At 42.8% G+C, this 16233-nt stretch carries 17 protein-coding genes and 2 pseudogenes; 9 read left to right on the top strand and 10 right to left on the bottom strand.

From position 1 onward, the window contains the following. The first annotated feature begins 1 nt into the window (after window position 1). Together Q0541_RS21385 and trpE are read left to right on the top strand one after the other, a co-directional pair. Complete coding sequence (locus Q0541_RS21385; RefSeq protein WP_298914902.1) at window positions 2-427, top strand: photosystem I reaction center subunit II PsaD; 426 nt, start codon at window positions 2-4, stop codon at window positions 425-427. A gap of 98 nt (window positions 428-525) precedes the next feature. After that, the gene (gene trpE / locus Q0541_RS21390) at window positions 526-2040 is read left to right on the top strand and encodes an anthranilate synthase component I (protein WP_298914905.1); all 1515 of its coding nucleotides are present in this window, start codon (window positions 526-528) and stop codon (window positions 2038-2040) included. A gap of 116 nt (window positions 2041-2156) precedes the next feature. Here the strand turns inward: trpE and Q0541_RS21395 are convergent, their stop codons facing one another. Then, the gene (locus Q0541_RS21395; RefSeq protein ID WP_298914909.1) at window positions 2157-2909 is read right to left on the bottom strand and encodes an SDR family NAD(P)-dependent oxidoreductase; all 753 of its coding nucleotides are present in this window, start codon (window positions 2907-2909) and stop codon (window positions 2157-2159) included. Window positions 2910-3170: 261 nt separating this feature from the next. Then, window positions 3171-3413, bottom strand: a complete 243-nt coding sequence (locus tag Q0541_RS21400; protein WP_298914912.1) for a hypothetical protein — start codon at window positions 3411-3413, stop codon at window positions 3171-3173. Window positions 3414-3429: 16 nt separating this feature from the next. Here Q0541_RS21400 and Q0541_RS21405 point away from each other — a divergent pair, with 16 nt between their 5' ends. Both Q0541_RS21405 and Q0541_RS21410 read left to right on the top strand, forming a co-directional pair. Next, window positions 3430-4194: an ABC transporter ATP-binding protein gene (locus Q0541_RS21405; protein ID WP_298914915.1), complete on the top strand. Its 765-nt coding sequence runs from the start codon at window positions 3430-3432 to the stop codon at window positions 4192-4194. A 90-nt stretch (window positions 4195-4284) separates the two neighbouring features. Then, entirely contained in the window at window positions 4285-4659 is a 375-nt protein-coding gene (locus tag Q0541_RS21410; protein WP_298914919.1) for a GNAT family N-acetyltransferase, read from the top strand. Window positions 4660-4764: 105 nt separating this feature from the next. Here the strand turns inward: Q0541_RS21410 and Q0541_RS21415 are convergent, their stop codons facing one another. Beyond that, entirely contained in the window at window positions 4765-5295 is a 531-nt protein-coding gene (locus Q0541_RS21415) for an orange carotenoid protein N-terminal domain-containing protein (RefSeq protein ID WP_298914922.1), read from the bottom strand. Between the two features lie 217 nt (window positions 5296-5512). Between Q0541_RS21415 and Q0541_RS21420 the strand changes: the two genes are divergently transcribed. Beyond that, window positions 5513-5887 (top strand): hypothetical protein, encoded by a 375-nt coding sequence (locus tag Q0541_RS21420; protein ID WP_298914925.1) that lies wholly within the window; start codon window positions 5513-5515, stop codon window positions 5885-5887. Window positions 5888-6038: 151 nt separating this feature from the next. Here the strand turns inward: Q0541_RS21420 and Q0541_RS21425 are convergent, their stop codons facing one another. Both Q0541_RS21425 and queG read right to left on the bottom strand, forming a co-directional pair. After that, window positions 6039-6674 carry an HAD-IA family hydrolase gene (locus tag Q0541_RS21425; protein ID WP_298914928.1) on the bottom strand — a complete coding sequence of 212 codons (636 nt, stop codon included), beginning with the start codon at window positions 6672-6674 and terminating at the stop codon, window positions 6039-6041. Next, window positions 6649-7623, bottom strand: coding sequence for a tRNA epoxyqueuosine(34) reductase QueG (queG, locus tag Q0541_RS21430; RefSeq protein WP_298914931.1), 975 nt, complete (start codon window positions 7621-7623; stop codon window positions 6649-6651). Before queG ends, Q0541_RS21425 begins: the two co-directional genes overlap by 26 nt. 269 nt (window positions 7624-7892) lie before the next feature. Here queG and Q0541_RS21435 point away from each other — a divergent pair, with 269 nt between their 5' ends. Continuing rightward, window positions 7893-8324 carry a ketosteroid isomerase family protein gene (locus Q0541_RS21435; RefSeq protein WP_298914934.1) on the top strand — a complete coding sequence of 144 codons (432 nt, stop codon included), beginning with the start codon at window positions 7893-7895 and terminating at the stop codon, window positions 8322-8324. Window positions 8325-8426: 102 nt separating this feature from the next. On the opposite strand, the gene Q0541_RS21440 is transcribed toward Q0541_RS21435, so the two are convergent. From Q0541_RS21440 to Q0541_RS21450, 3 genes are all read right to left on the bottom strand, one after another. After that, window positions 8427-8852: an anti-sigma regulatory factor gene (locus Q0541_RS21440; RefSeq protein WP_273763103.1), complete on the bottom strand. Its 426-nt coding sequence runs from the start codon at window positions 8850-8852 to the stop codon at window positions 8427-8429. Window positions 8853-8855: 3 nt separating this feature from the next. Then, window positions 8856-10529: a SpoIIE family protein phosphatase gene (locus tag Q0541_RS21445; RefSeq protein ID WP_298914941.1), complete on the bottom strand. Its 1674-nt coding sequence runs from the start codon at window positions 10527-10529 to the stop codon at window positions 8856-8858. A gap of 161 nt (window positions 10530-10690) precedes the next feature. After that, entirely contained in the window at window positions 10691-11410 is a 720-nt protein-coding gene (locus tag Q0541_RS21450) for a response regulator transcription factor (RefSeq protein WP_298914944.1), read from the bottom strand. A 328-nt stretch (window positions 11411-11738) separates the two neighbouring features. Between Q0541_RS21450 and Q0541_RS21455 the strand changes: the two genes are divergently transcribed. Together Q0541_RS21455 and ftsE are read left to right on the top strand one after the other, a co-directional pair. Continuing rightward, on the top strand, window positions 11739-12494 hold the full coding sequence (locus Q0541_RS21455) for a WecB/TagA/CpsF family glycosyltransferase (protein WP_298914949.1): 756 nt from the start codon (window positions 11739-11741) through the stop codon (window positions 12492-12494). Between the two features lie 193 nt (window positions 12495-12687). Further along, a pseudogene (gene ftsE, locus Q0541_RS21460) lies at window positions 12688-13435 on the top strand (cell division ATP-binding protein FtsE). Between the two features lie 29 nt (window positions 13436-13464). Here the strand turns inward: ftsE and Q0541_RS21465 are convergent. Together Q0541_RS21465 and Q0541_RS21470 are read right to left on the bottom strand one after the other, a co-directional pair. Then, window positions 13465-14262, bottom strand: a complete 798-nt coding sequence (locus tag Q0541_RS21465; RefSeq protein WP_298914955.1) for an armadillo-type fold-containing protein — start codon at window positions 14260-14262, stop codon at window positions 13465-13467. Between the two features lie 208 nt (window positions 14263-14470). After that, window positions 14471-14692 (bottom strand): annotated as a pseudogene (locus Q0541_RS21470) (hypothetical protein); the annotation flags it as partial. Window positions 14693-15054: 362 nt separating this feature from the next. Between Q0541_RS21470 and Q0541_RS21475 the strand changes: the two are divergent. Further along, on the top strand, window positions 15055-15951 hold the full coding sequence (locus tag Q0541_RS21475) for an alpha/beta hydrolase (protein WP_298914958.1): 897 nt from the start codon (window positions 15055-15057) through the stop codon (window positions 15949-15951). The last annotated feature ends 282 nt before the right edge of the window (window positions 15952-16233 follow it).

Here is a 16233-nt window from a genome sequence, read left to right on the forward strand (position 1 = left end):
TATGGCAGAAACACTCTCTGGACAAACCCCGCTATTTGCTGGCAGCACTGGTGGCTTGCTTAGAAAAGCAGAAGTGGAAGAAAAGTACGCTATCACTTGGACTAGCCCGAAAGAGCAAGTATTTGAATTGCCTACAGGTGGTGCCGCTATTATGCGGAAAGGTGAAAACCTGCTGTATTTAGCTCGTAAAGAATATGGCATCGCTTTGGGCGGTCAGAGACTCCGGAAACTCAAAATTACAGATTACAAAATTTACCGTATTTTACCCAATGGAGAAAGCACTTTAATTCACCCAGCTGATGGTGAATTCCCCGAAAAGGTGACGCAAGGTCGTGACATAGTGCGTTATGTAGACCGTCGGATCGGCGAAAACCCCAGTCCAGCTAAACTTAAGTTTAGCGGTGTTTATACTTACGACGCTCCATAACTAGCTTTAGTAGCTAATGGGTAATTAGTAATGGATAATTGGTAAGAAAAAGAATTACCTATTACCCATTACCAATTACCAATAACCTTTGAAAAATAATGATGTTTCCGGATTTCTCCCAGTTTTGCACCCTAGCGCAACAAGGCAACTTCGTCCCGGTATATCAAGAATGGGTAGCAGACCTAGATACGCCAGTATCTGCTTGGTATAAAGTCTGTGCAGGTCAGCCCTATAGCTTTTTGTTGGAATCGATAGAAGGCGGAGAAAAACTAGGACGCTATAGTTTAGTGGGCTGCGATCCGGTTTGGGTTTTGGAAGCAAGGGGCGATCGCACGACACAGACAAACCGCGATGGTTCACAGATCATTTTTGCAGGCGACCCTTTTACAGCTTTAGCCGAATGTTTAGCACCTTATAACCCAGTTAAGTTACCACAGCTACCGCCAGGAATTGGCGGGTTATTTGGGTTTTGGGGCTATGAATTAATTCGCTGGATTGAGCCGCGCGTGCCAATTTATCCACCAGATGAGCGAAATATCCCTGATGGGTTGTGGATGCAGGTAGACCACCTATTGATTTTTGACCAGGTAAAGCGGAAAATTTGGGCGATCGCTTATGCTGATTTACGTGACCCCAAAGTAGATTTAAAAGCAGCATATCAACAAGCTGGCGATCGCGTCACCCAAATGCTCGAAAAGCTATCTTTACCCTTATCGCCGCAAAAAACCAGATTGGAATGGAAACCGCCTGGAAGTCGCGTATCTGGAGGAGCAGAGGAATACACCAGCAACTTCACCCGCCCTGATTTTTGTGCTAGTGTCCAAAAAGCAAAAGAACATATTAAAGCAGGCGATATCTTCCAAGTAGTAATTTCCCAGCGACTATCAACACCATACACAGGCGACCCCTTTGCCCTTTACCGCTCCCTACGTCAGATAAATCCTTCGCCTTACATGGCTTACTTTAACTTCCAAGATTGGCAAATCATCGGTTCCAGTCCCGAAGTGATGGTAAAAGCTGAAACTGATCCACATGGTGGAGTGATAGCAACGGTACGTCCGATTGCAGGAACGCGTCCACGAGGTAAAACCATCAATGAAGATGCAGCCTTCGCTAAGGATTTACTCGAAGATCCTAAAGAAATTGCCGAACATGTAATGCTTGTTGATTTAGGGCGGAATGATTTGGGGCGTGTTTGTGAAAGTGGTAGCGTCAAAGTTGACGAATTAATGGTAGTTGAGCGCTACTCCCATGTGATGCACATTGTTAGCAATGTTGTGGGTAAATTAGCACTTGATAAAACAGCATGGGATTTACTGAAAGCTTCCTTCCCAGCAGGTACGGTAAGCGGCGCACCCAAGATTAAGGCGATGGAAATTATCCACGAGTTAGAGTCTAGTCGTCGGGGTGTTTATTCCGGTGTGTATGGATATTACGATTTTGAAGGACAATTAAATACTGCGATCGCAATTCGCACAATGGTAGTGCATGATCAGACAGTGAGCGTACAAGCAGGTGCAGGTTTGGTGGCTGATTCTGAGCCAGAGAAAGAATACGAAGAGACGCTGAATAAAGCTAGAGGTCTATTAGAGGCGATTCGTTGTTTGCGTTGAACTTGGAGACTTGGGATTGGGAAATTTGTTCCAAAATATGTTTGGTGTCAAAGCAAATTACATAATTTTTCCGCTGGTTTTGCAGACTCAGCCCAACAAGAAAGAATCTGCGATCGCTACTGCGCCGTGTAGCCGCCATCCATCAGGTGGAAACTGCCGGTGACAAAGGAGGCACGCTCCGACAAGAAGAAGCTGACCATATCCGCGACCTCCTCAGTCCGTGCGAGGCGACCTAAAGGGTGCGAGGCGGCCATCTGCGCCCGTACTTCCTCTGGCAATTCGCGCATATTGGGCGTGTCAACATAGCCCGGCCCGATTGCGATCACCCGGATACCTTGGCTGGCATATTCCAGTGCTGCCGCCTTCGTCAGTCCGATGATGCCGTGCTTCGCGGCGATGTAGGGACTGATACCAGCGACCCCGACTGCGCCAGCGACCGACGACATGTTAACGATTGCCCCGCCGCCGCTTTGGATCATTGCCGGAATCTCGTATTTCAGTCCGAAGAAGATGCCGCTGAGATTGGCCGCAATCACGCGATGCCACCATTCGATTTCATAGTCGGCGGTGCTGATCTCGTGTGGTCCAGTGAAGCCGGCATTATTGACTGCCATGTGCAGCCCACCGAAGCGCTCCACCGTCCCGGCCACCATTGCTTCGACGGCACGATGATCGGATACGTCTGTTTCGATGACGTATGCACGCTTGCCAGACGAATCCAGCCGCCCGGCGACTTCATGCGCCCGGGCGACGTCAATGTCCGCAAGGATAATTTTCGCACCATTTTCGTACAGCTTGACGGCAATGGCTTCACCAAGACCGGTCGCCGCGCCGGTGACTATGGCTACTTTGTCTACAAACTCGGACACTGGTTTATCCTCCTTGTCTTTCGGTCATCCCCTCAAGCATGAGCGGCCTAACTCTTAGTCTATGCAGATATTCTTTGTTAGGACTTACGCAATAACTCTCTGAAACCTTATTCCTTCGTGTCCTACCCTGCGGGAAGCCGCTCCGCGTCTATGCGTACTTTGCGGTTCGTTTTTTCATGATTTTGCGTAAGTCGTGTTTGTTTAAGATCCCTTCTTAGGATTTAGACTATAAAGTATTTTGACATACTCCCCCCAATTAAATTAGGGGGATTGGTAGGGTCGAGAGAAGTTATTGCTAATCTCCCCGTCCCATCCGAAACCGTGCGTGCGACTTTCACCATAAGAGAAAAGTATCTGCATCGTCGTCAATACCTGATTCTCTCCAGCAACTTTCATGAGCAATTTCTCTGATAGGGTAGTCGTCAGAAAATGGTAAGCGTTTATATTCAGAGCGACAGTGGTTACTATAGTGACAACTGGTAAGCTACTCTCTTTCCAGTCCAAGATTACCTATTTCCTTATGAGAAACACTATTTCAATTACCGATTCCCTGGTTCCTAATCCTGTACCGAAACCAGCAATCATTCGACTAGAAAATATTTTCAAGATTTATGGTAGTGGCGAAACAGAAGTACGAGCGCTGAATGATGTCAACCTAATTGTGGAACAGGGCGAATATTGTGCAATCATGGGACCTTCAGGTTCTGGTAAATCCACAGCCATGAATATTATCGGTTGTTTAGACCGTCCCACAGGCGGACGTTATTACTTAGATAACCTCGATGTAGCTCAAATGGACGATCGCTCATTGGCACACATCCGTAATAAAAAACTGGGGTTTGTGTTCCAACAATTCCACCTATTGCCCCAACTAACAGCTTTAGAAAATGTGATGTTGCCGATGGTGTATGCTAATATCAACCCAAAAGAAAGAAGCGATCGCGCAACAGTTGCACTGACAAGAGTCGGTTTAGCAAATCGCCTCAACAACAAACCAACTCAGCTATCTGGTGGGCAACAACAACGAGTAGCGATCGCTCGGGCCATTGTCAATCGTCCCGTAGTACTCCTAGCCGATGAACCCACAGGCGCACTTGATTCGCGCACAACCGAAGAAGTATTAGATATCTTTAGCGAACTCAATGCCAGTGGAATCACCGTTGTCATGGTAACTCATGAACCAGAAGTTGCTCGTCAAACCCAGCGCATCGTTTGGTTCCGTGATGGTCAAGTAGTACACTCTAATCTCACACCATCTGACTTGAGTCAGCTTGCTGTGTTATAAATTCTTAGTTTGCTGACTGTAACATCTATCAAATTCTGTGCTGCAATGGTGACATACAAACACGATCTCGAAAATGTTGATTGGGAGGAGATGAAAGCTACACTCAGTCAAGATAAATTCGACAACGGTAGAAGTGCTGAACAACTCAAAGCATCGTTTACCAACAGTTATGCCACTTGTATTGCTTATGCAGGCGATCATATTATCGGCACTGCTCGCGGACTATCTGATGGTATTTGTAATGCTTACATAGTTGATATTTGGACATTTACACCTTATCGTCACCAAGGAATTGCTAGCACAATGATGCGAACCTTATTAGACAAATTGCAAGGTCAGTATGTCTGTTTGTTTACAGATGATTCTATCCAATTTTACAAAAAACTTGGCTTTACCGAAAGAGAAACTTGTCTGGAGCAGATAATCGGTAAATGGTTAGTGAATACATCATTAACAGATAGCTAAATAGCAAGCCTATTTAATTTTTAATAATTGAAAGCCCCAGATCCCCGACTTCTTTAATAAGTCGGGGATCTTGTTTTCACGGTTATGGATATGGATTTAGTCTAATTACAAACTTGACGTTTTGCCAGTTTCTGCTTGCGTTGCGATCGGCTTAACATCCGTGTAACCCACTTCACCAGCTATTGTCCGAAACACCGACATTTGTTCTTCAAATTCTAATCCTTCAATTTGCGAAACCAAATCATTAATTTCTTTAGCTGGCTGGTAGCTGCTTGGCAAATCAACTACCGTATCCCCCATAGCTACCGCCCAAGCATACCAAACTAACAGTTGGTTGTTTTCTTTGATTGCCCCATAAGCACGAGAATATTCTGTATCTTTGCGGTTAACTATATCCCGCATGATATCTAGTTGCTGCTCATCTGATAACTCAAAATAGTCTCCTAGCAGAAGTGGTGCTAAGTCTGGTTCAGCAGCAGCAGGAGCAGCTGGGGTGATCGAGTCACCCATTTTTTTATAAACCAAATAGAACCAAGCTAATTTTGCATCGGTATCTAAGGCATTAAACGCATCCACCAAGTTTTGAGTTTCATTACTCTGGGCTTGAGAAATATTTTTATCGTAACTTGCAGTCATAAATTTGTTTCCAAAGAAATTTTACCCGCCAAATTAAGGCTTACCAAAGTTTGAGCGTCAAATTCTACTACCTATAGAAAGATTTAAAAAAATTTAAAATTGCAGCTTTAATCTACCTTTTAATAGAGGTAAAAGTCTCCCGCAAGAAGCAAGAAAGCAGCACCTTACTTTGCTATAATCGCTACAGCAATAAAAAATTTACCTAAAGGTTTTAATTATGCCTGATGAAGAAGTGAAGCCCAATTTAGAAGCTTCCACCCAGGATGCACAATTAGCTGCCGATAGCATAGCTAGTGGTGAAGAAAAAGCGCCAACGGTGGATTTTGATGCTGATTATGCAGCTGCACAACAATTCAGCGTGAGTGAAGTTGACCGCACAGGCAAAGGTGCAGCAGCAGCCGAAGCAGCCACTGCACCTAACCAGAAAACCTCTCAGCCACAAGAGACAAAAACTCAGGCGCAGTCAACTGGTAATCCTGATGATTTTCTAGAGTTAGCGAAGGAAGTTGGGAATTCACCGACTGAGAGTGTAAGCAATGTTAGTGATGATCTAGTAGAACAAGCTTTGGAAAAGGGTGAACGGAAAAATTAAGTTTTTCTGATATCTTGCTATTTTGTTGGGTGGGCAATGTCACAAATATTAAAATTGAAGTTTTTGGCATTGGTAGATATTGCCCTCTTTACTGTTTTGGTCAATCGCCAACAGTTAAGATTTTTACTATCGACTTTTGATTATTGATCAATTAGCGACTATTCATCACTTCGAGTAGTTCGCTAGGTCGCTGAATTAAATAATCTGGATTTTGCTTGGCTAGTATTTCTGGTGAATTAAAGCCCCAAGTCACTGCAATCACTTGGATATTTGCTTTTCTTGATGCTTCTATATCTCTGGTTTCATCTCCGACATAAATAACTTCTTGAGGTTTGAGTTGATTTTGCCTCAATACATTATTGATTATGGTTGTTTTGCCAAAAATTGTAATTCCTGAGTAGATAAAATCAAATAAGTGATTTAAATCATTAATTGTCAGGAATTGCGTAACATTTTCTTTAGAATTAGAAGTGATAATGCCCAGTTTATATCCTTGATTTTGGAGTTCCATTAATGCTTCTTTAATTCCCGGAATGGGCTTTAATTCTGGGATTTTGTTTTTTAATTCCCCTTTAACTTTTTTAACTAGAAAAGGGATCTTAAATAGAGAAACTCCTGAGTACTTAATAATTTCCCTAGATGTTAAGTTTTTAAGGAGGGCTAATTGCTCTGGACTTATGTGTCTATAACCAAAGTCTACAGCTAGACGATTAGCAATACTTACAAGGGCATCTACTGTATCAGCAATTGTGCCATCAAAATCAAAAATAATTACTTTCGGGGTCATTCTTTCGCCTGGATGCGTCAAGATTAGCTAGGGCGTTGCGTCGTAACATTTCTGGCTTAATCCGCCGCAAGGCAGATGCTGGAAATCGTTTATCCCACTCCTGATCTGAGATTTGGGCTAATTCTAGCAGTTGGGGAGCTATATTCCCAGGATAAGGCTGAAAGTCTTCAATATCAGTTGTGCTGGCAAAACGTTGATTCCAAGGACAAACATCTTGGCAAATATCACAACCAGCAACCCAGCCTTGCAAATGAGGTGTGAGTGTCTGTGGCAATTCCTCTGCCCGATTTTCAATCGTATGATAAGCAATGCAGCGATTAGCATCCACGACAAAAGGCTGAGTAATTGCACCCGTAGGACAAGCCTGAAGACAACGAGTACAGCTACCGCAGTGTTCTGTATGAGGGCGATCGCTCTCTAATTCCAAATTTGTCAACACTTCTCCCAAAAATACCCAAGAGCCAAATTCCGGTGTAATCACATTACCATTTTTGGCAATCCAACCAATTCCGGCAAGTTGAGCCAACACTTTTTCTTGCACCGGGCCAGTATCTGCATAATAACGAGTTCGTACACCTTGATCAAGTGATTCTAGCCATGTAGATAGCTGCTTGAGTTTTTTATGCATCACCTTGTGATAATCCCTTCCCCAGCCATAACGGGAAATTTTGGCGTATTCCTCGCCTTTGGGACGTTGATGTGGTGTATAGTAATTCAGCGTCACACACACTAGCGATCGCGCTTCTGGCATCACTAAGCTGATATTTTGACGTTTTGGGTTAGCCATCCATTTCATATCGGCGTGATAACCCAGTTCAATCCATGCTTGTAACCTCTGCGCTTCTGTGGCATCTACCCTATCGACAGCAGCAATTCCAACTTTATGAAAGCCCAACTCGCTGGCTTTCTCTTTTACTACACTGCTGCTTGTTACGGAATACTGATTCATTTTTTTATTTGGATTTTGCCTAACCAAAGGCATGTAAATCATACATTACGTAGTCAATACCTTTTATTAAGATTTGTTGCTTTATCTACATAATTTTATTATATCCTGGTAACTAATTATTCAGAAGATATTATTTGAGATTTGTCTGATCAAAACTTCTATCGTGAGAAAGATTTGTATATGTATGGCAATCTATCTCAATAGCAGCTTTCTTTTTACCGATTTTTGTATTGAAATTAATATTTAGCTAGGATAATACAGGTAATTCTATGACCTCTGCTGAATCTATATCGTCAGCGCAGTTGAAAGAAGAATTCCAGATTGAGGGAATTACAGAAACAAGTGTACTACGTTATTTTGAAACCTTAAATGCTGGAGAATTTGAGGCAACTGCTGCCTTATTTGCGGTAGATGGTGTGATGCGTCCACCATTTGAATCTGATATTGTGGGGACAGATGCGATCGCAGCCTACTTAAAACAAGAAGGCCAAAACATTAAAGCTTATCCCAACACAGGAATAGCTGAGACTTTAGAAAATGGTGATATCCAAGTTCAAATAACAGGCAAAGCACAAACCTCATGGTGTAGTGTAAATGTCTTGTGGCTATTTATCCTCAATCAACAAGGGCAAATTTTCTATACTAGAATCAAACTTTTAGCTTCTCCCCAAGAGTTACTTTCTTTACGTCGGGAAAATTAATAAGTAAATATAATTACTTAAAAGGTGTGCTTATACCCAAAACAAAATCTCGGCATTGAAAATTCGTATAAATCAGATTACTTGAAAAATAGTAAGTTTTGTCTATTGGACTAATTCGGGTAAAGTAGCTTCTAACTTGAGACAGTTGGCACCATTAATCTGCAACTGATAATCTACTTTATCCATGAGACGATTCATAATTAGCCAACCATAACCACCTTCTTGTTTTTCCATAGGGTTTGGAGCGTAGTAGGTAGACATATCAAAGCCTTCGCCGTAGTCCCAAATTTCTAGGGCAAGATCCCGATCTTTGACTTCCAAACGCAATAAAATCGGTAAATTTGGTTTGTCCTTGTGGGCGTGACGGACTGCATTTGAGTAGGCTTCCACCAAAGCCAGTCTCAAACGACTTGATTGCCGCGACCAATCCACAGAATCTCCTAACTGGATTTTCAAACATCCCAGCAACCAGTTTTCGACAATATTCAGAAAATTCAAGTCACTTGGTACATGAAGCTCACTTTTCATTACTTACAAAATCTCCAGCGAAAGTATAGTTTGATCGTCTTCTTGAATGTGGTTATCTGCCTGGATGCGAGCTAGTAAATGGTTAAGAGAAAGTGGTTGTTGCTCTTGTTGTAACAGTTGCCAAAGACCATCTTGATTCAGCATAGAACGATTAACTGACTCAACGCTAGACCCAGTTTCTACTGATGGATCACAATTAGTTGATACCATTGCTTCTGTAATTCCATCGCTGGCTAGTAACAATGTGTCTCCAGCAGCTAGAACCAAGCGACCAGACTGTGCCTGCCACTTGGGTAAGATCCCTAAAGGAACGCTACGGACTTTGAGGTAATTGGGATTGTCGGCTAAAACGCCTTGGCGTGACCATAACAGTGGATATATATGACCAGCATTAGTGTAGACGAGTTCCTTAGTGGTAGGGGTATAACATGCTAACACAAGAGTGATGAAATAATTGTTGCTAACTAAATCTTCACTGAGAGCGTGGTTGAGGTTTTGCATGACCACATTCGGCTCGGCTGGTGCTTCTTGAGATAATTCCCGGCGCAAAACTGAAATAATACTAGCCATAAATAAAGCAGCTGGGACGCCCTTGCCAGAGACATCACCCACTGCTAACCACAAATCACCTTTGGGATGAACAAAAACTTCAAAAAAATCGCCTCCTACTTCTCGCGCTGGGTAACAGCAGGCTTGCACCTTTACACCTTTGATGTCAGGTAAACTTTGGCGTAGCAAGTTGTATTGAATTTGGCGAGCTACTTCCAACTCATTATGAATCTGCTGTTGCTTTTCTTGGAGACGTTGGTAGAGTTTTGCTTGAGAGAGGGCTAAGGCTGCTTGTTCGGCAACACCTGCAATCAGTTGGATGTCTTCGTCTTGCCAGGGGCGATCGCTTCCCCATTGGTGGAGGGCTAGCACAGCCAACAAATGCTGCTGGTAGCTAAGTGGTACAACCAGGTGGTGACAAGGGTTGCCGTCGTATATTTCTTGAGCAAGTTGATAATGACGGGTTTCCAGCACTTTTTCAATTAAAACACTCGAATCGAAGAAGAAATCTGATACACGGGATTGAGGATCGCGGTATAAGAACTGGTCTTGTGTCAGGCGATCGCCCTCTACTGGTCTGAGCAAGCAACTGGTAGCTTCAAATCTTTGTCCAATAGTTGCTACAATCTTTTGCAGCATACTGTCGTAGTCTAAAGATTCCCGAATTGCTGTTGTTACCGCATTAAACAAAGATTCTCGCCGTAGGGACCGACGCAACTCTTGCGTGCGCTTCTTAACTAGGCGATATGTATCAGCGGCTTGCTCAACTAATGCCCTGAGTTTATCTGGATTCCAGGGTTTGGTAATGTACTTGAAGACTTGACCAGAGTTAATCGCATCCACCAAATCTTCGACATCAGTAAAACCAGTTAATAAAATCCGAATCGTGTCCGGAAAGTGCTCTACAGTGCGACTAAAAAATTCCGTACCACTCATTTCTGGCATTCTTTGGTCAGAAATAATCACCGCCATTTCGCCAAATTGATCCAAGATTTCCAAAGCACCAAAGGCATGATTGGCTTTATATACTTGATAATCTCGCCTAAAAGTGCGGTAGAGTAAATCTAAGTTATCTGGCTCATCATCTACCACCATGAGTTTAAGTTTCTCCAACCCGATCTCAGCCATATTTGACTTTAGTTTTCACATATTTGAATAGCGAGATAGTGTGATGTTTATCCCACCTGATAAATAATAGAAAATCAGAGAAGCCATTCACTTTGAAATAACTTTCTCAAAGTTGTGAGTTTCCCTTGATCATCCTCAATTGTTCCACACCAAAATTAACTTTATCCAACTAACCCAGAACGCAAGGCGCGGACTGCTGCTTGGGTACGGTCATCGGCACATAGCTTATTCAAAATATTGCGAACGTGAGTTTTAACAGTCCCAACAGTGATGTAAAGTCTTTCCGCAATTACAGCATTACTACAACCTTCGACTATCAACTGTAACACTTCTAATTCCCTTTCTGTCAGGCTGTAAGGTTGAATTCCTTCCAGATTCTCGACATCATCAGGGTTAGAGGCAATAGTTTTGATATCTACAAAAGCCGATTCCAACTTTTGAGGATTTTGTTGCGCTTGTTGTAATACAATCCGAGCGATCGCTGGATCGATCCAGGCGTTGCCATTGTAAGTTACTCGTATTGCTTCCAGCAAATTATCGAATTTGATATCTTTCATACAATAAGAGTCTGCACCAGCAGCAAAAGCTGCCAACACAGCTTCTTTGTTATCCCGCAGCGTCAAAATTAACACCTTTGTGACTAGCTGCTGCCCATTAGCAGTAGATTTTACCTCCCGTGTCAGCTCAATGCCATCCTTATCTGGTAAACCAATATCTACAATGGCAATATCTGGTTGTACCATTTTTAACATTTTTAGTCCCTCAGCAGCATTGGCAGCTTCACCTACAACTTCAATTTCATCCTTTTGCAGTAATGCTGTCCGAATACCTACACGAGTTAGATCATGATCTTCAATCAGAGCGATACGAATTTTACTCATAGCCAACTTCAGCCCGTTACACTACCTTAACCATAAAGTCGAGTTTCGTGACATACTCCCACACTAACTGCTAGCAGTATAGTGGGGGCTTCTGTTCCCAGAACCAGAGTTGAGAGTTGAGCGTTTTATACTGAGTGAATATTACACCTTAACAAGAAAATTTGGACTGGTTCAGCCCAACTACAAGCGCCCAAGACTAATTAGTTTAATTATGCTTTCTATTGTTGCAGGGCAAGGGGGAATCTCTCCTGCCTAAGTTCTAATATAAAAAATTTGATAAACTTAACATTCAAGGAAATCTGGTGTGAGAATTACTCAAGAATAGGCTATGTCTAACGGCAATCAAGCATTTTCAGTGTTGGGAATACCAGTTCATGTGATGGCTAACTATCTAGGCTGGTTGTTAGAATGCCTGCACGCAGGCAGAGGAACTCATATAGTAACGCTCAATGCAGAAATGATTATGCAGGCAGAGCGAAATCATTTCTTAGCTCAGGTGATTAAAAATGCTGAATTAGTGATTCCAGATGGAGCCGGGGTTGTTCTGTATTTGCGGTGGCTGTTATGGCAAAAAGTGCAGCGTTTTCCAGGGATTGAACTAGCAGAAAAACTTTTGCAAGAACTTGGGCAACAGAAGACAGGGGCAAAGGTATTTTTCTATGGAGCAGCGCCTGGAGTGGCCTCAATTGCGGCAGATTTTTGGCAGCAGCAAATTCCAGATTTGCGTATAGTAGGCACTTACTCAGGCTACCATTCCTCAGAAGAAGAAGCACAATTGCAACAAACTCTTGCTCAATTGCAGCCACAAGTGATTTTTGTCGGTTTGGGAGTGCCACGTCAAGAGTTATGGATTGCCGAAAACCGCCATTTGTGTCCTCAAGCAATTTGGATTGGCGTCGGTGGCAGTTTTGATATTTGGTCGGGAACTAAAACTCGTGCTCCTGCCTGGTTAGGAAATAATAATTTGGAATGGTTGTATCGGCTTTATCAAGAACCTTGGCGCTGGCGGCGGATGTTGGCTTTGCCAGCGTTTGCTGTGAAAGCGTTTGTTTATCGTTTGACAGCAAGGGGTGCAATTAGTTAAGAGGGGAGAGACGCGATTAATCGCATCTGTACTGAGTGTTATTACTTAGTTAGTATTAAAGTCTTTAAAAAATTTTAAATTTTCTTTGTTGAATTTTAAATTCCCAGGCGAAACCTGGGAATCCTTATTTTGAGAGGAATGTCACATCTAAGCCGGCAAACTATTTGGTTGTGGGTATGAGGAAAATTTAACAATGCCAGTATTAACAACTCAAGTTAAGAAAGACAAATCTTTTCATAGAAAGGACAGTGAAACTCAACAGCACGGTAGTAATACTACTGCAAAGGTGGCAATTGCAATCTGTAACCAAAACTTATACTAACGGCACTCACGCCTTGTTGAATGCGAACCTTGAGGTAAAAAAGGGAGAATTTCTGTTTATCACCGGGCCAAGTGGTTCAGGTAAATCAACGCTCTTGAAACTGCTGTATGGCCAGGAGTTACCCACACAGGGAGAAGTAATTGTTGACGAATGTAATGTAGCAGGTTTACGGGGCGATCGCTTGTCATTATTGCGGCGACGGATTGGCATTGTGTTTCAAGACTACAAATTGATTAGCCAACGAACAGTAGCGGAAAATGTAACTTTTGTGCTGCAAGCTCAAGGGTATACCCGTAAAGAAATTCAACGACGCCTAGAACCAACCTTGAAGCTGGTGGGTTTACTGAGTAAAGCTGACTGCTTTCCAGATCAACTGTCTGGGGGAGAGCAACAGCGGGTGAGTATTGCCCGTGCGATCGTTGGTACACCACCGCTGCTGTTGGCGGATGAGCCTACTGGAAATCTCGATCCAGATAATTCTTGGCAAGTGATCCAGATTCTTCAGAAGTTAAATTCCTTTGGGGCTACAGTAATTGTTACCACCCACGATGAACAGTTGGTGCGGCGATGCAATCATCGGATAGTGCAAGTTCGCAATGGACGGCTGTCTCGAAAATAAGCATTGGGTATGGGAAATTGGGCAAATAACTAATAAACGTGGTGCTTGACTTTTGCTGATACGGGTACGAAAGTTGTTGCTGTTTTGGGTGCTAGGACTTGTAGGCGATGGTCTCCGACCGACCGGAGGTCATCGCAGGCTTGTAAACTCTTAAAAGCTGCCTCTCGGATCACAACTTCCTCCTCTCGACTGAGTAGGAGTTGCAAGCATTCGACAACATCTTGCTGCACTGAAGGATCAACTCGCTTACGGCTGATGATTTTAGTTAGTTGACGTAGGGCAATCAACCGCTTCAATGGATCTTTTTCTGTTAAATTCACCAACAACTGATCAAGGTGGTCTTCTTCTCGATTTTCATAGAAGTTGACAATTTGCCATACCAATAAAATTAAAGTTAACAGGGTTCCCACGCCTTGTACAATAGCACCAGCGGCAATCCAGGGACTGTGAGAGTCAACCCAAATTGCAGCTGCCATGTAAGTGCTGACAGTAGCAAGACCACCACTGACGACTGCTAAGGCTAACCGACGATTTGAACTGTTTAAGAACTTACGGATCTTAGACCAGTGCAATTGCCAGTCCCAATTCTGCATTGAGTAAACCAATACCATTACCCCAACGCCGATTAAGAGAGCCAATAGCAGTTTCCAGTTCCATAACAACATCGCAACGACGATTGTCAGAAACCCAAGAAAGCCCCCAGGCCCAGAGAAGCGCTTAAATGTTTGCTGCTTTCTAGCTCCTTTTGTCTTGAACTTTGTCAGCGACCAGTTCCAGATGGGGATCTGGTTGATCAATTGCTGCCAAGAAGACGAAGCCTGTGCCACAGTGTTTACCTACTTGATTACAAAATTACCTATTGTATAAGTTTTACTAAGGATGAAGAAAGGGTGAAGCCCCAAACCACAAGATGCCCGGTTTTCATGGACGGATAGTAGACTAGTACAGGACGGCGGAAATCAAGATAACATTTTAAATGCCTTAGAGCAAGGGCGTAAAGGCTTTTTAAATTTTGAATGCGTGAATTTTACTAATTTAAAGACAAAAACGAAAGTTATCAAGGGTGAATTGACCATCAAAAGCACAGAAGGTAACGCTACAAATGTTATTCACAGTTATGGATAATCAGGTATTGGGGGAAATTACCGAGTCTGACTTGGCAAGATTAGCGCTTGGTAGTGGAGTTTGATCGAAGAGTTGGCGATCGCGATCGTCGGCAAAAAGCACTAGCCGTTGCGAACTAGTGACAGCGTTAACCGAGTTAAGGGACTGACAAAAAATAAATTATCCAAAATTATTTGTACATTTGTAGGGGATCTTGGTCTTGCGCCCCGGAGATGGGATGTTTTTTTAACTAGAAGTCCTTAAGCGGACGCAAGAAAGTAGCTTCTAAAAATCCGCTTTTAGGCGCTCCCATTAAGACTGTTAGCCCTGAATAGGTTGTAATATCAAGTTCGGGTGATTACTTATAATAAAATCTATCAATGTAGGTTGGGTTGAACGCCAGTGAAACCCAACATTTACTTCTTGTTAATGTTGGGTTTCGTTCCTTAACCCAACCTACAGATATTATATATGTTACTTATGCCAATAATCACTACATTAAACAAAAAATACTTATGTTTCAACCACTAGGATTTGAACAACGCTCCATAAATACCTCACTAGGTAGAATGGTATATTATACTGCCGCTGGGTCACCTTGGCAGGACAATGTAACTGCCAAAGATGATCGGGAAACTTTGGTGTTCCTGCACGGCTTTGGTGGTGGATCTTCTGCTTATGAGTGGTCGAAAGTTTATCCGGCTTTTGCCACTGAATATCGGATCATTGCGCCAGATTTAATCGGTTGGGGTAGGTCTGAGCATCCGGCACGGAGTTATAATATTGAGGATTATTTGACCACAATTCGGGAGTTTTTCGAGCAGACTTGTACTGGCCCAGTAACAGCGATCGCTTCTTCTTTGACCGCAGGATTTACAATTCGAGTAGCAGCAGTTCATCCGGATTTATTCAAGTCTTTAATTCTCACTACCCCCTCAGGACTTTCCGACTTTGGCGAAGACTACTCCAATAGTTTTTTTGCCCAGTTAGTCAGCGTTCCCCTTGTTGACCGTTTACTTTACAGCACTGGAATAGCCACCAGTGGGGGTATTCGCAGCTTCTTAGAGCAACGGCAATTTGCTCAGTCTAATCGAGTGTACCAAGAAATTGTAGATGCTTATTTACAATCCGCCCAACAGCCTAATGCTGAGTATGCAGCACTGTCCTTTGTCCGTGGCGATTTATGCTTTGATTTATCCCTTTACATTCAACAGTTAATCACTCCCACCGCCATTATTTGGGGACAAAGATCGGAATTTACACGCCCCTCAATTGGTCGCCGCCTTGCCGAAATTAATCCCCAAGCGATCCGATTTTTTCAACAGTTGGAAGATGTGGGGTTAACACCGCAGTTAGAATTGCCAGCAGTGACAATTGGATTAATTCGCAAATTTTTGCCTTTACTTAATTAGTGATTTGTTCAGTAGTCAAAGCCCCATCTAATTTCATACCTTTTGCCTTATTTACTGATCTAATCTCAACCATAATTGTGTAGCTAAACTTTGGATTGTCGAGGCTTAATAAATTAAATTAAGGGCATTGCTGAATCATCTTTTAATTTTGTAAGGCCCTTAATTTTGGCTTAAACTTCCTTACAACATACTTATGTATACTGCAAAAATATCTCACTAAAAATATAAATAAACCTCATCTATGTTGAGAACCGTAGTTTTTGCCCTCACCCTAAATCCCTC

Origin of the sequence: uncultured Nostoc sp. (assembly GCF_937863485.1) — a bacterium.
Taxonomy (GTDB): Bacteria; Cyanobacteriota; Cyanobacteriia; order Cyanobacteriales; family Nostocaceae; genus Nostoc.

Coding starts and splice junctions, on each gene's coding strand:
- Q0541_RS21385 (WP_298914902.1), top strand. CDS start 2: ATGGCAGAAACACTCTCTGGACAAACCCCGCTATTTGCTGGCAGCACT.
- trpE (WP_298914905.1), top strand. CDS start 526: ATGATGTTTCCGGATTTCTCCCAGTTTTGCACCCTAGCGCAACAAGGC.
- Q0541_RS21405 (WP_298914915.1), top strand. CDS start 3,430: ATGAGAAACACTATTTCAATTACCGATTCCCTGGTTCCTAATCCTGTA.
- Q0541_RS21410 (WP_298914919.1), top strand. CDS start 4,285: ATGAAAGCTACACTCAGTCAAGATAAATTCGACAACGGTAGAAGTGCT.
- Q0541_RS21415 (WP_298914922.1), bottom strand. CDS start 5,295: ATGACTGCAAGTTACGATAAAAATATTTCTCAAGCCCAGAGTAATGAA.
- Q0541_RS21420 (WP_298914925.1), top strand. CDS start 5,513: ATGCCTGATGAAGAAGTGAAGCCCAATTTAGAAGCTTCCACCCAGGAT.
- Q0541_RS21425 (WP_298914928.1), bottom strand. CDS start 6,674: ATGACCCCGAAAGTAATTATTTTTGATTTTGATGGCACAATTGCTGAT.
- queG (WP_298914931.1), bottom strand. CDS start 7,623: ATGAATCAGTATTCCGTAACAAGCAGCAGTGTAGTAAAAGAGAAAGCC.
- Q0541_RS21435 (WP_298914934.1), top strand. CDS start 7,893: ATGACCTCTGCTGAATCTATATCGTCAGCGCAGTTGAAAGAAGAATTC.
- Q0541_RS21440 (WP_273763103.1), bottom strand. CDS start 8,852: ATGAAAAGTGAGCTTCATGTACCAAGTGACTTGAATTTTCTGAATATT.
- Q0541_RS21445 (WP_298914941.1), bottom strand. CDS start 10,529: ATGGCTGAGATCGGGTTGGAGAAACTTAAACTCATGGTGGTAGATGAT.
- Q0541_RS21450 (WP_298914944.1), bottom strand. CDS start 11,410: ATGAGTAAAATTCGTATCGCTCTGATTGAAGATCATGATCTAACTCGT.
- Q0541_RS21455 (WP_298914949.1), top strand. CDS start 11,739: ATGTCTAACGGCAATCAAGCATTTTCAGTGTTGGGAATACCAGTTCAT.
- Q0541_RS21475 (WP_298914958.1), top strand. CDS start 15,055: ATGTTTCAACCACTAGGATTTGAACAACGCTCCATAAATACCTCACTA.